Annotated in this window: 10 protein-coding genes; 2 read left to right on the top strand and 8 right to left on the bottom strand. The window is 44.5% G+C overall.

Annotated features, from left to right (window positions below; all coding sequences use genetic code 11):
- Positions 1–94: 94 nt before the first annotated feature.
- From ACP2WE_RS21460 to ACP2WE_RS21445, 4 genes are all read right to left on the bottom strand, one after another.
- The gene (locus tag ACP2WE_RS21460; RefSeq protein ID WP_425217575.1) at positions 95–1,993 is read right to left on the bottom strand and encodes an adenylate/guanylate cyclase domain-containing protein; all 1,899 of its coding nucleotides are present in this window, start codon (positions 1,991–1,993) and stop codon (positions 95–97) included.
- Positions 1,990–2,523, bottom strand: a complete 534-nt coding sequence (locus ACP2WE_RS21455) for a Rab family GTPase (protein WP_425217574.1) — start codon at positions 2,521–2,523, stop codon at positions 1,990–1,992. The genes ACP2WE_RS21460 and ACP2WE_RS21455 overlap by 4 nt, the downstream gene beginning before the upstream one ends.
- A 134-nt stretch (positions 2,524–2,657) precedes the next feature.
- The gene (locus tag ACP2WE_RS21450; RefSeq protein WP_425217573.1) at positions 2,658–5,858 is read right to left on the bottom strand and encodes an OmpA family protein; all 3,201 of its coding nucleotides are present in this window, start codon (positions 5,856–5,858) and stop codon (positions 2,658–2,660) included.
- Positions 5,859–5,988: 130 nt separating this feature from the next.
- A complete protein-coding gene (locus ACP2WE_RS21445) occupies positions 5,989–6,708 on the bottom strand; it encodes a hypothetical protein (RefSeq protein ID WP_425217572.1) in 720 nt (239 codons plus the stop codon).
- A 292-nt stretch (positions 6,709–7,000) separates the two neighbouring features.
- Between ACP2WE_RS21445 and ACP2WE_RS21440 the strand changes: the two genes are divergently transcribed.
- The gene (locus tag ACP2WE_RS21440; protein ID WP_425217571.1) at positions 7,001–8,695 is read left to right on the top strand and encodes an ABC1 kinase family protein; all 1,695 of its coding nucleotides are present in this window, start codon (positions 7,001–7,003) and stop codon (positions 8,693–8,695) included.
- 107 nt (positions 8,696–8,802) lie between these two features.
- Here ACP2WE_RS21440 and yidD read toward each other — a convergent pair whose 3' ends face one another.
- The 3 genes from yidD to ACP2WE_RS21425 form a co-directional block, all read right to left on the bottom strand.
- Positions 8,803–9,294 (bottom strand): membrane protein insertion efficiency factor YidD, encoded by a 492-nt coding sequence (yidD, locus tag ACP2WE_RS21435; protein ID WP_425217570.1) that lies wholly within the window; start codon positions 9,292–9,294, stop codon positions 8,803–8,805.
- A gap of 166 nt (positions 9,295–9,460) precedes the next feature.
- Positions 9,461–9,982: a 3'-5' exonuclease gene (locus tag ACP2WE_RS21430; protein ID WP_425217569.1), complete on the bottom strand. Its 522-nt coding sequence runs from the start codon at positions 9,980–9,982 to the stop codon at positions 9,461–9,463.
- Positions 9,983–10,137: 155 nt separating this feature from the next.
- Positions 10,138–11,211: a helix-turn-helix domain-containing protein gene (locus ACP2WE_RS21425; RefSeq protein WP_425217568.1), complete on the bottom strand. Its 1,074-nt coding sequence runs from the start codon at positions 11,209–11,211 to the stop codon at positions 10,138–10,140.
- 567 nt (positions 11,212–11,778) lie between these two features.
- Here ACP2WE_RS21425 and ACP2WE_RS21420 point away from each other — a divergent pair.
- The gene (locus ACP2WE_RS21420) at positions 11,779–13,152 is read left to right on the top strand and encodes a 1-acyl-sn-glycerol-3-phosphate acyltransferase (protein ID WP_425217567.1); all 1,374 of its coding nucleotides are present in this window, start codon (positions 11,779–11,781) and stop codon (positions 13,150–13,152) included.
- 89 nt (positions 13,153–13,241) lie between these two features.
- Here the strand turns inward: ACP2WE_RS21420 and mscL are convergent, their stop codons facing one another.
- Positions 13,242–13,670, bottom strand: coding sequence for a large conductance mechanosensitive channel protein MscL (mscL, locus tag ACP2WE_RS21415; RefSeq protein ID WP_425217566.1), 429 nt, complete (start codon positions 13,668–13,670; stop codon positions 13,242–13,244).
- Between the last annotated feature and the right edge of the window lie 423 nt (positions 13,671–14,093).

Genomic DNA, 14,093 nt, shown 5'->3' with positions numbered 1-14,093 from the left:
ATAACTATTGAAAACTATTACCGTTTACTACTTATATCTTATTTGACAAATTGCCTTCCCCTTAGTTCTTATCTGTTTTTTGCCTATTTCTTATCTATTTTTTACCTATCAACCAATAGGTCTTGATATCTCCCTTCCCTTTAATTCGCACCATACCGCGCTCTTGCAAAATATACTGCTCTTTTAAGCGCTCATAGGTAGTATCCGTAACTTGAATTTTTTGCGGGCTACCTTGCGACTCCATTCGACTAGCAATATTGACCGTATCACCCCAGAGATCGTAAATAAACTTTTTGATTCCGATCACTCCAGCAATTACTGGCCCAGTATGGATACCAATCCGCATTCTAAACGGACTGCCTGCCAGTTTAAACTGTGAGATCGCCACCTGCATATCTAATGCCATATCCGCGATCGCTTCAACGTGATCGGGTTTTGGGACTGGTAGTCCCCCCACGACCATATAGGCATCTCCGATCGTTTTGATTTTTTCTAGACCATGTTTTTCGGTTAAGCGATCGAAAACAGAAAAGATATTGTTCAGTAAATCGATTAGGGTAGTTGGGTTGAGCGAAGAAGCAATTTGAGTAAAGCCAACAATATCGGCAAATAGAACCGTTACATCGGCAAAATGTTGGGCAATTACTGCCTCACTTGGATAAATATTTGCAGCATTGGGAACTAATTGCTTGAGCTGGGCAACAATTGGCGCAGGTAAGATATTTAATAGCAATCGTTCAGTATTTCTTTTTTCTTGATTTAAAAGTGCCTCAATTTTTAAACGCGGAGTGACATCGCGAAAAACCACCAATACCGCCATGGGCTTACCTTCGTTAAACTTACAGCTAATGGTGCCCTCGACCCAGATCTTTTGCTCATCCTTGGCGATCAGTTCTGCCACAATTTGCTCCATGCTCTCACCCGCAAGAATGGCATTAAAACTTTCGCGAAATTCTGTTTGGCAGTCAGGATGGATAATCTCAAAAATCGATGGAGGGCTGTCACCATCTAACACATAGCCTAACGTATCGCGCCAAGCCTGATTTACATACACAAACCGCCCCTCAGGTGTCACCCACTGAATCAGATCGCTCGTATTTTCAAACATAAGCCCGATCGCGCTTTCAAACAAGACACGATATAGCTCTTCATTTTCTAAGAGTTTGACTTCGCGGTGTTTGCGATCGGTAATGTCACGACCAATGTAAAGCAAGGAAGGCAAACTATCTGGTTCCATGCTAAGAACCGTACAAGAGAACGAAATCAATAAGCATTCACCATTTTTTTTTCGACAGACGGCTTCAACCCTTTGAGTTTGCTGTAGATCTCGAATCAGCAGCCTAGGATCGTTGCTTAGCACCGACAGGGATTGGTTAACTAGCTCCTCTGATTTGTAGCCAAATAGACTTTGGGCAGTTTGATTGACCGTTTTGATCTTGCCAGAGGGGGAAACAATTAACAAAACCTCTGCCATGGAGGTAACGATCTGCTCGATGTAGTGGCTGGAAGTATCTAAAGCCCCTGACAGCAGATGCATTTCATTGAGGCTTTGAACGAGCGCTTGTTCGAGTGTCATCTTATCGGTAACTTCTTCGACAAACACGACTAGACCATCAGCTAGATCTCGGGCTTGATTGACATAGATATCAATATAAATCTGGGATTTTGGATTGGACGCGTCTAAACTCTCTTGAGCATCCCCTAAGGAAATATTAAAGTCCTCAATTTCTTCTGGCTGTAGATTTTCAAAGATCCGCGTCACTGCTTTTAGCTCGAAATTAGGTTGCTCGCCTTTTAATACAGCCATCAAAATTTCTTCATAGCCAAACAGTTCAGGAAACGCTAATCGGACATCTTGACCGATCTCGATATCTTCTTCTACTTCTACAAAGCGTGCAATCTGTGCCGAAGTGGATTGAATCACCAAGTTCTGATCTACGATGAGGTACTCAATATGATGAGGTAGAAGCAGTTTGGTGGGTTTGGGATTCATTCTGGCTGAACCATACTATAGGCAAGCTTGTGGAAAATTTGATCGACCCCGTCACCGAGTTTCGCAGAAGTTGCCTTGACCGCCAAGACACGACTTTGATCGGAAAACTGATAAATTTCTAAGAGTTTTGCTAACTTTTCGGGTTCTACCAAATCAGCCTTATTGAGGGCAACGATCGCATACCCTTTGGGGTTGATCGATAGAAACAGCTGAATATGTTGCGATAGGTTTGCGATCGTTTCAGGACGGGTGACATCGGCAACAATCAACGCACCTTTAGACCCCTGTAGATAACTAGGCGCGATCGCCTTAAATTTTGTGCTTCCTTCAATATCCCAGATCAGCACCTGTAAATCTACCTTATCTTGCTGATTATTGTCGGATAGTTCGATCATTTTGCGAGAAATCTTGACTCCCACCGTCGATAGATATTGATCGCTAAAGGCGCGATCGACAAATCTGCGAATTAAGCTGGTTTTACCGACGCCAAAGTCACCAATCATGCACATTTTTTTCGATATGGTTGACATAAATTCAGCTTACACAGCCCTCAAAGGTAAAATATTGCTTCCTAGCAGTATATCGAGATTATGGCTGCTATGGTCAGTTCTGATAGATACGAGAGAATTGGAAATTGACAACTTGATGACGGTCACCACGCAATTTAGCGGACAGATAAGACAGGCATAAATTCTACCCTCCTTGCCATCCATAGCGGTTCTTTGGGATCGGTGCTATTGAGATGATGGTCTAAGCCAATGACCTGTAACCGTTTTCGATCTACACCACGTTGAACGAGTGCATCATAGACCGATTGCCCTCGATCGCTTGCTAACTGCTGGTTGGAAAACGGATCGCCGATGGGATCGCTTCTACCCAAAATCTTGAGGTTATAGTTGGGATAGCGCTCTAAAAAGGCACTGACCTCCAAAATTCTTGCCATATCTTCGGGGCGTAGGTCGGCAGAGCCAGTATAGAAATAGATGCGCGTTTTGATTTCAGGGAGTTGAATGGTAACCGTATTGGTGATGTATTTAACCCCAGGGATCTGGGCGAGGGACTGGGTGATCCGATCGGCGATCGCGGGTTCGGTCACTTTGCCCGTAATCGTAATCTTGTCTCCTTTAAAACTGGTCGCGATCGCGGTTCCTGCCGTCTGATTTAAAATCGCTGTAACGCGCTGTACCTCTGCGGCGGCAAGTAGGGGGTCGGGGGGAACATCGACCGCAAAAATCTGATTATCAATCGTTAACTGGGGATTTTCGGCGAGGATGACTCGTTGGGTTACTTGGGCGGCGCGATCGCGCAGATATTGGTTGGGTAATTGTCCTGAGAGTTGCAGCCTATCTCCATTGGCAGCTACATTTAGGCGATAGACCGCCAACTCAGGGGTGGAAGCGATCGCATTCGCAGTTTTTGCCTCAAGGCGGCGATCGACACTGCTGCGATATTGATAAAAGCCCCAAGGTACAAGGATGAGCCCCAGCAACGCGAACCCAACAATCAATAAACCTCGATTTGATTTTGTGGATTTTTCGGGATCGGGCTTGTCGAGTAAGGGTTGCAACAGTTTATACACTGCCGATGGAATGGTGCTGGAATCGCCATCAAACTGCTCGATCCACTTATCATGTTTCTGAATCAACTCCGAAAGCGTATTGCGTATTTTTAAGATAAATTTCTTATCGGGTTCCCCTTGAATTACCACTGCCAAATAGCAATATCCCGCTACTTCTAAAACAATTTTGGAACCGCCATAGTCAATCTCATCTAATTCAGAAACATTACCCGAACGGGCAATACAGTCATTTACAAAGGTGCGAATTGCCGTTAACATCCCTGCAACCATGTCTGACTCTAAAGCTGGAACTTCGGGATCGTCGCTACTTCTCTGTAGATCGACCATCACCAAACCAGAACCTTTTTGAATTAAGAACACAGCCTGCACTTCATAGGGCATGGACTCCTTGAGAATCAATTCGGCTTCAGATACCCCTTGCATCTTAGCTCGCATCTTGCGTTGCATACCTTCTAGACTAAAGGTTCTCTCAACACGCTCGTTGATCGCACGAATGGCTTCCGATAGATACTTGCTGATGGTGTTCCCAATCACAGGATAGAGCGCATCAACCATGGCATCGCGCTCTAACAAGATTTGCTGTTTAATTGCTGCTCCCATTTCAGGGGCAAGCGCATTGGCAATCACATCTTTATCTAGACGGATTTGTTCTTGAATGGCAGCACCAATTTCAGGACCGATCGCTTTGGCAATTTCTTTGGGAGAGTTTTGAATCTGCTGAGAGATAGCAGCGGGAATAATCTCAGCTAAAGCATTGCTCATAGCGACCTTATCTTCTTGCGTGCGTTGATAAATTACGCTGTCAATGATCGGCACGATCGCTTGGCTAATATCCTCCTTAGACTCTGTCACCTTACGGTTAAGCAGTTCGACAATTACTGGCATTAACAAACTCACAAGTTGTTCGGGCTCGTAGAGATTCTGCTCGACATCCATCAATCGCTGTTTGAGATTGGCTAGTTCTGTGGGAAAGTTGGTTAACAAGTTTGTTTGCTGACTTGCCATCTCTGCCATTTTTCTCTGCATATCCCCGATCTCTGAGGTGTCGCTCATCTGGGTTTCCAGTTCTTTGAGCTTCAGTTCTAAAGCGGGGTCATTCACCTGATGTTCTAAGGTCGTTAACTTCAGTTCTACCGTTTCCAAAAAGTTACGAACTTGAATTAATTCTGGCTCGACTAAAATATTCTGTAGAACCTGTAGCTGAGCAGTCTCATCAACCGCCTTAGGTTTCTCATCTGAGATAGAAGTATCTTCTAAATTTCTCGTACTATCCAAGCCATTTAGATCGCCTAATAATTTGGATAGGTGACGAAATGCGCCCATGTCTGCTTCGGGTGAAATATTAGATTGAGTTTCCAACGGAGGGATTTGAACGGGCTTTTGAGGTGGCTTCGTTGGACTCGGCAAATCAGCGGGAACCTCTTCTAGCTGAATGCTGGGGATTTCAAGGAATTTGATGTCATCCAACAAGCTTGGTATGGCAGGGGATGCATCGCTCTCTAGCTTGGCATTCTGAAGCTTCTCAAGAAATGAGGAGTCTGACTGCACGGGCATCGCCAAGATTTTTTTAATGCGATCGCGGTAGGAATTTTGCTCTGCCACCATGGGAGCCGCAGGGATTTCTGACCTGCGATCGCGTTTTTGTCCATTGCCGTTAGAACGATCTGAATCTCTTCGATCTGATGTTTTGCGCGGCGATAGTTCAGAGCTTTGAAGATCGCGCCCGAAATTGTTCGTTGGTAGTTTGGAAATCCGAGAAGATTCCGCACTAGGAGCTTCTCTCATGCGATCGCGTTGGTAATCCTGCCCATTCCCGTTAGCATTCCTTGTATTGCTTTGCTCTGGAGTTCTGAGGTTCTGAATTTCAGCTTTCTGAATCGGTAAGCGATCGCGGGCTAAATCATCATTGGTTGCAAGTTTAGAAATAGGAGAGGGTTCTGTATTGGGGGCTTCTCTCATGCGATCGCTTTGGTAATCCTGTCCATTCCCGTTAGAAATCCCACGATTGCTCTGTTCTGGGAGGTGAGGCTTTGGTAGTTTGGATCTGTAAGCTTCGGAGTTTTGGGCTTCGGAGTTTTTAGGTGTAGCGTTGGGGATTTTAACGTTTTGGGCTTCGGAGTTTGGGAGGGTAGCTTTCTGGATTTCCGCTGCAGCTTTTTCTCTTTTAGCACGCTCGATGATGCTGAGATCTGCCAATAAACGTAGCAAGTTCTCTAAAGAATCAAGCGAGTCAGGATCTTGCTGGGCATTTGACTCAAATGTGTTGTTTGGAAACTCTTTTGTCATTGGCTATGACACTAGTTCGTTAAAGATCTAGATTACAGGAATCTCACTTATTAAGATAGGGGCAACCGATAGATCGCCCCTAAACTTATGATGCTACGCAAAAAACGCACAAATCCCAATTGGTCGAAATTTAGGCTTTGGGCGATCGTGTCGAACGGCTAGAGGTTTTGCCCGACGTGCTGGCAGTAGTACTAGTATTACTGGAGCTATCATCTGGACTCAAACTACTACGCTTAGGTGCAGGGGCAGGTGTAGGTGCAGCTTCTGGTAGTGCAAGCTCCTCATAGTCGAGTTCAGCCGCTTCTTCCAGTTCTTGCACAAATTCTGTTCCCTTAAGCCTCATGCCCAATTCAAACAGAATCTCTGCCATATCATCCTTGGAAACCTTCACCTCTTTGAGCATTGAGAAGTGTCTGTCGAGTTCTTCAAACACATGGGCTCTCAATTCTCGAATATCTTCTTGCAGTCGATCTCGCGTATCCGTGAGTTCTTCGCGGAGGGCATTCTTTTGGGTTTCAACTGCTTCATCAAGGGCTTCGATGCCATTGGTAAATTTGCGATTTACCCGATCGATCTGCTGGCGCAGATCGGCACTTTCCTCTTGGGTTGCTGAGGAAATTACCTTTAGCCGTTTATCAATCGAGTCCACTGCGGATTTTAATTCGATAGAGAGGACATTTTTGACTTCATTGATGCGATCGCGCACTTCTTGTTGCATTGTGCCCAGATCGGACTCTAATTTATCGAGTCGGCTAGTATATTCGCGCAAATGTGCGCCAAAAATAATGTCTCGAATTTGATCGATATTACCCAGCCGCTCGCGTATCTCCTCTCTTGTAATTTCACCCATGCTTGTACCTCGCTTACACCTCTAAAATATTTGGGAATTTTCTGCCGTTACTGTTAACTGTCCAACTCAAAATTTAACCAAAAAAAATTTAGGCAGAACCACCATCTTTTTGTGCGATCTTACCATAGCAAGTTTGCCTGCATTTAATTAGCTTGATTGTTTGCCTATCAATTACGGGTAAACTGAACATTGTGAGGGGGAAACATCAAATCCTAGTCTTGGGAAAGAAACAGCACAATCTCACAGAAATAGTTAAGATATTGGCAGCATCAGCACTAAATATAAGCGTGACATGCTCACAACTGTTGTTCCTAACCCTAAGCCACTGCGCTGGCAAAGAGTAAAAAGTTCGCCTTTGGCGCGACAACGTGAAGTTTTCACGACGGCTTTCACATTTCTGTTTTTTATCTGGTGGGATAACCTCTGGCAAAATGCCTCTTCAGATACGCGCAAGCGTCGGGCAAACTGGTTGGTATCTAATCTGCTAGAACTGGGACCAACATTCATTAAAGTGGGGCAATCGCTCTCAACCCGCGTCGATCTACTACCACCTGAATATATCGAGGCATTGTCAGCACTACAAGATAATGTGCCCGCCTTTAGCGTGACCGAAGCGATTACGATTGTCGAAACTGAGCTAGGTAAGTCTATTCACGCGATTTATCGAGATTTCGATCGCACCCCTCTGGCAGCGGCAAGCTTGGGGCAAGTGCATAAAGCAAGGTTGCACACGGGTGAAGATGTCGTGGTAAAAGTGCAACGTCCGGGGCTAAAGAAATTATTTGATTTAGATCTACATGCGATCGGCGAGCTTTTAAAGGTGTTTCGCCGTTACTTTGCTTGGACGAGAAAATATCAACTCGAAGGCATTTATGCCGAATTTTTCACCGTCCTCTATCAAGAAATTGACTATTCCCAAGAGGGTAAAAACGCCGATCGCTTCCGTCAAAACTTTAAGGGATACCCTCGCATCGTTGTTCCTCATGTCTATTGGGAGTACAGCACCACACAAGTCCTCACGATGGAATATGTGCCAGGGATTAAAGTTGACGATCGCCAAGCCCTCGAAGCCTGTGGACTCAATCCTAAGGAAATCAATCAATTGGGGATTTGCGCCTATCTCAAACAATTACTCCAAGATGGCTTTTTTCATGCCGATCCGCACCCAGGCAACTTGGCGGTCAGTCAGGATGGCAATCTGATTTTTTATGACTATGGCATGATGGCTGAAGTTCAATCCCTAGATAAAGACCAGATGGTCAAGACCTTCTTTGCTGTGCTGAGAAAAGATAGCAATGAGGTGATCGACATGCTCACCAACATGGGTTTGATTGAATCTGTACCTGATATGAGTCCTGTCAAGCGCATGATGAAATTTGTGTTAGATCGGTTTACCGAGCGTCCTGTGGATATCAAGGCATTCGAGCAGATGAAAAGCGAACTGGTTTCCATGTTTGAGCAGCAGCCTTTTCGCCTTCCAGCCAAAATGACCTACATTCTCAAGTCGCTGACAACCTTGGACGGCATTGCACGCATTCTCGACCCAGAGTATAACTTGACCGCAGCGGCTCAACCTTTTGTGCGCAGCCTAACCCTTGCCAAGGGGCAAGGAAATGTATTAGGAGAGTTAGCCCGACAAGCTAGAGATTTTATTACCTATAAGCTCAATCAGCCTAGTGCCACGGAAGTTTTTTTAAGTAAGTTGGAAGATCGACTAGACCGAGGTGAACTGATGATTCAGGTGCGGTCTACAGAAAGCGATCGCACGCTCAAACGCATTCATCTCGCCGTTAAGAGCCTGATCTATGCTTGCTTGACGGGATTTACGCTCTTATCGGGGGCAGTCTTGTTGGTAGGTGCAGGTGGGGGCTATGTTAGCTGGGCGATCGCGGCGTTTATGCTATCAGGGCTATCTTTGATTGGTCTGTTGCGATCGCTGATTCAACTCTCGATTCGCGAAAAGCTCGATCGCATTGCAGAAAAGTAATCCGTTCGGATTCCAGCCTGCTCCATAGATATTCAGATCTTCTAAAAAGCGCAAAGAGCATACCCGCTCTTGCAGATAGGCAATATCTAAAAGCTCGCGCAGCATCTTTAGAAAAAGGAACAAACATTTGGGAGCCCTGTGCGCCGATCGCTACCGCAGCAAAAGTCTACCGTTAGGGTCGAACATTCGTCTGCTATGCATTGATTCGCGTTTTTTTGTTTAGGCTGATTTGGACTGTTCTGTTTAGATGTTCTTGAGTATGCCTTGGATGGTACGTTGCGTTTAGGAGGATATGGATCTTTGGGCGGGGTGCGTTTTGTCGCGAGGTATATTTCCGATCGCGGCGCATTTAAAATTTCACTTGCCTGCTTACAGGCATAAAACCTAGATCTCGATAGGTTTAGTCCCTGCAATAAGCCCTTCTCAGCAATTTGACGTTTTGTATAAGCAGAACAGGATTCGCTACCATGCAAAACCCGATGAGCGCAAGAAAACCCCTTATAGGGCGAGAGATAACGCTGATAACCTGAGATCGAAGCGATCGCTACATCTCTCAAAACGCGATCAAAGGATTGTTTAGCTGTAATCTTTCTCAACATTGGCAAGGCTGCATCAATAACCAAATTTGTCTGAGTCTACTTTAACTCCATGCATTTGCCAATTCATTGAACAGAGAATGAATTGAAACCGCGATTCTCAGGGGTCTTTAAGGAAAGTACATTGTATGGGAGTTCAAGGAATTCTTGCCCATAGAATTGCTCCAGATTACGTCAAATTGATTTTGAGCCCATACTTCTCTTTGAGTTGCAAAAGTGCCTCCGCATTTCCGCGCACATCATCTATGGGATGGTGCGTATGGGCAGTTTTTCGCAGGTGCTTAAAGTTGACAAAGGTATCTTTGACCAGACCCTTATAAAGCGAACCTAGATTCGTTGATGAATATCCGAAAGGATTCTTTCCGTAAAAATGATGGAAATACCAATTGATAAATTGCCAATCAAACCCATTATTATCTGAGATAAAGAAAGTTCGCCCAGAGCTTTCAGCCTCAATCCAAGCAGCAAACTGTTCCATTACTGTTTGAGACTCGTCAAATGTCAGTGTTTCCTCACGCGTGAAACCACTAATTTTTAGAGCTTCTGGTATCCATTGCTCTGAAATTGGTTTGAGTTGGGCGTAAAACGTTCGGCATAGGGATGGCTCAACCACGATCGCACCAAAGGAAATCATCGAGTAGTCTCCAGGGATTGGACCATCTGCCTCTACGTCAACCATGATGTAGCTCATCTGCACCTCATACCATTTTCAAAAAGTAATGCGACGCATTGTTTTTAAAAGACCGCGCGGAGCACGGAACTCAAACCTCGATCTTTGGCAAATTTAAGTGAAATGGGTATCACATAGTATAGGGTCAAAAGGGGGAGTCCATATCCCCCAAACAATCAGCCCATAAGTTGATAGGAAAGGTCCACTCGCATCTTTTTTGCCAAGGCTTTGCGCTGTGATGGAGGCAAAAGATCCGTAGGAGGCTTAATTATCTTCATCTCATTCACAAATTCTAACCGAGCATCAATCGTCTGATTCCAGTCATCAGTAATTTGAACGACCTCAAAATCTGAATCAATTTCGGCAAATTGCGTATCGTTAAGCCAAGCGCAGTATCGCTTTCTGATCGATGTTTGGTGTTTGAGTTCGTAATACAACTCTTCTAAAGTCCCTTCCATCCAGTAAAAGGGAAGATAGCGATCGCGAATTTGTGTCTTAGCTTCAGAAAAATGTTGCGCCAACAGATTATTTAACCAAAGTATGCGGTGGTTCCATGTTGCCAAACCCGCAGGACGTTCGGCGGCTAAAACTCTTTGCAAAACCTGTAAATCTGATGATTCGTTCGTTTTGTAGGTAATCTCTGAGATCGTGGTTAAAGGCATAACTTGCAATTCCTGCAACCCACTCAAAGAATTCTTGCTGTAGGCTTTCATGATGAGATCGGTATTATTGCGTTCTAATTCATCAAGTTTGTCAGGAAAAGCATCGATCGCGCTTTCCTCTACAGCAATATCTGTTAACAGAACTGATGAAGCGATCCCATTACCCAAATCTCTCTGCTTACTGGCAACAGCTTTCTGAAAATCGATCACATTCGATCCATTCGGGCTGAGTTCGCTGATGAGATCGGAGCGTTCTCGCTCTGAATGCCGATCTGACATATCTTGCGAAACTTGTATATCTTGCGAAATTTGGCGCGGCGAAATTCGATCCTGTAAAGCTCTTTGCGCCTGCTTTCTTAAAATGACGTGAAGGTTACCTTTCTTTACTTTCTCTCCGAAACTGTCAGACAAAGTACGCCACAATTTGTAGCCCACATCCCGAATGTAGGAAGCATCATAGCCACAAATCTCAGCAGTTTCGTGATACGTTTTATCTTCCCAAGTATGACGAACCACAAGTTCTTGAATTGTATTCAAGCCTCTAGGTACGCCTCGGTCGATCAAGACCAGCGCCTCTTCTATATTCATTTGACGTTAGGTATCTATATAAATTGAACAAGATACGAATTCATTGTTTCGGTGAATTCGCTTTTATAGATTGCGGATTTGTGAATGCGTCTCCAATAATAATTCTTAGCTTTGACGTTTCTGCTTACTTTTGCGTCCTTAAATTTTTAGTGTTTGAACAATCCAAAAAATACTAAGTAAGACAATTTGGCAGTGCTAAGAAGACATATTGATGTTTTCACGTACAACTTAATACCACAGTTTTTTGGATTTGCAACCCCAAACCTAAAGTTTTTTCGGTTTTGAGGGTATTTACCCACCCAAAAGCTTTTTCTCGGCAGTTAGCCCATACGATCGCCTCAGTTACCATTCACGCAGCGATCGCGTCCAGAGAAAATCCTCTTTTTGGTCTAGCACCTATCGATGCAACCTAAGCCCCAACCAGATTGTTCTCCAAGATATCTTTAGGTTTTTCGAGGTTTCTAAGGGACAGAATCAATATTGGCACAGCGATCGCCGTCTAAGCGATCGGAAATAGGCTATTTTAGTCTCTGAGTTAATACCCATTATTTGTACTGAGCTTTTGAAATGGCAGTGGATCTTAATCGCGTTCAACCCCCTCTCGCATACTACCCGCCCAGCTTTGACATTAATTTGCTGCGATGGCTAAGATTGCTAGTACCTGCGTGGATACGGTGGAAATGTGGAATTTCTAAGATTGAATCCCGTAACATGGAACGCTTAGTTGAAGCTGTACAAACATTTCAAGCAGGAAAAACGAGATATCTTTTTGCCTTTCGTCATCCCACCACAGACGATCACTTCAGCATGCTTTACCTTCTTTCCCATGGAATTCAGGCAAAAGCAAGAGAAATGGGCGTTAAGTTCACTCAGCCCGTGCATTCCAATTTTGTTTACGATCGCGGTATCCCTCTATGGGCGGGCGAAATTGTCAATTGGCTTTTTCCACGACTGGGTGGAATTCCCATCTTTCGCGGCAAACTAGATCGGCAAGGGCTACAAGCGATTCGCAAGCAAATGATTGATGGAAGATTCCCCATATCCATGGCACCCGAAGGTGGAACAAACGGACAGAGCGAACTCGTAGGTCAACTAGAGCCAGGCATCGCTCAAATCGGATTTTGGGCAGCAGAAGACCTCGCAAAAGCAGGACGTTCTGAGGATGTCGTGATTCTGCCGATTGGTTTGCAATACGAATATGCCCCCGCATCTTGGGAGAATATCGATCGCATGTTGATGCACATCGAACGGGACTGTGGCATGGTTAAGCCCCCGATCGCACACGAAGAACGTTACGAACGTCTTTACGCAGTCGGGCATTATCTGGTGAAATATGTCAGCGATCATTATCAAAAATTCTATCCATCCCATACCCCAGCCACCAACATTTCCGAGGTTCAAGATCTAGGCGATCGCATTCAAATTGTGTTAGATCATATTTTGCGGGTATCGGAATCTCAATTTGCGATACCATCCAAAGGAACAATTACCGATCGCTGTCGCCGTTTAGAACAAGCAGGCTGGGATCGGATTTTTCGCGCTGATTTTAAAGACCTCGATTCGATCTCAACCTTGGAACGTGGATTTGCCGATCAACTGGCAAAAGAAGCCTTTTCGAGTCAGTGGCACATGCGAATTGCCGAAAGTATTGTTTCGGTTACAGGTAATTACGTATCCGAGCTACCTAGTGCTAGTCGCTATGCCGAAACTTTATTACTGATCTGGCGAGCCTTGAGTCGGGTTAAAACTGAGAACTTTGGTAAAACTCCTTATTTGGGCGATCGCAAGCTGATTTTATCGATTGGGGAGCCGATCTCGATCGGCGATCGCTTTGCCACCTATCAATCGAGTCGCGTAGCAGCAAAGGAATGCGTTAGTAAGGTCACTGAGGATTTACATGATGCTCTTCAAGGCTTGGTAGAGCGATCGGTCGTGGCTTGATATAGAAAGGGACGCGCTAATCTCGCAATTGAATGCCTCCCCTTCGCAAGTGTTGCCAAGAGGAGGCTAGATAGAGTGATAAATTTGATTTAGCGGTTGCGATTTAAGACTTCCGTGAGGTTTTCTAAAACTGTTGCCAGCCGTTCTTGAGTGTTATCCACTTCGGCAGCAACCTCGGCTTCGGCAGCAGCCTCTTTGCGTTTAAATTTTTCGAGGGCACGAATCATTAGGAAAATCACAAACGCGATCACCAGAAAGTTTAGGACTGCCGCTAAAAATACACCGTACTTAATGCCGTTAAGTGACAATTTTTCCAGTTCGCTAATTCCAGCAGCAGATAAGACAGGACTCAAAATCACTGGGGTAACGATATCTTTAATAAAAGAATCGACAATTTTGCCAAATGCGCCACCAACAATCACAGCAACTGCTAGATCGACAACGTTTCCTTTAGCAATAAATTCCTGAAAATCTCTCAAAAAACCAGTTGCAGATCTTCTTCCGTTTCTTAGTGCCATAGCTTTACTTACATCTCTACAATTATCAACTTACTTACTCGTTACTAGAGCCTGCTGTCAATCACTTTGGTAATAAAACCAATTAAGTTAACATTTAGTAAACAAAAAAGAAAAATAGTATTTTTTCGGATTTTTTATAAAATATTAGTGAATGATGCTAGTAACTGCGAAAAATTGTAACAGTCTTTTGGAAAAAATAGTTACGCTGTTGGCTGTACAGTGCTGACATTTAGACAGCAAATCTTAGGAAATATTGTGCCAAGAAGTGCTTCAAAAGAGAGGTTAGTTCCGCTAGCTCTTCTATTCATTGTCCCAAAACGCTAGTCGAAACTACGCACTTTCAGTGCGAGACTTTAGTTGCTACACAAGTCTAAAAAGGGGTAGGCTTGGGAAAAACGCCAATGGTAGAACCTAGACGTGGTA

Origin of the sequence: Tumidithrix helvetica PCC 7403 (assembly GCF_965232925.1) — a bacterium.
GTDB lineage: Bacteria > Cyanobacteriota > Cyanobacteriia > Pseudanabaenales > Pseudanabaenaceae > Tumidithrix > Tumidithrix helvetica.
This window is presented reverse-complemented; position numbering and strand designations above follow the sequence as displayed.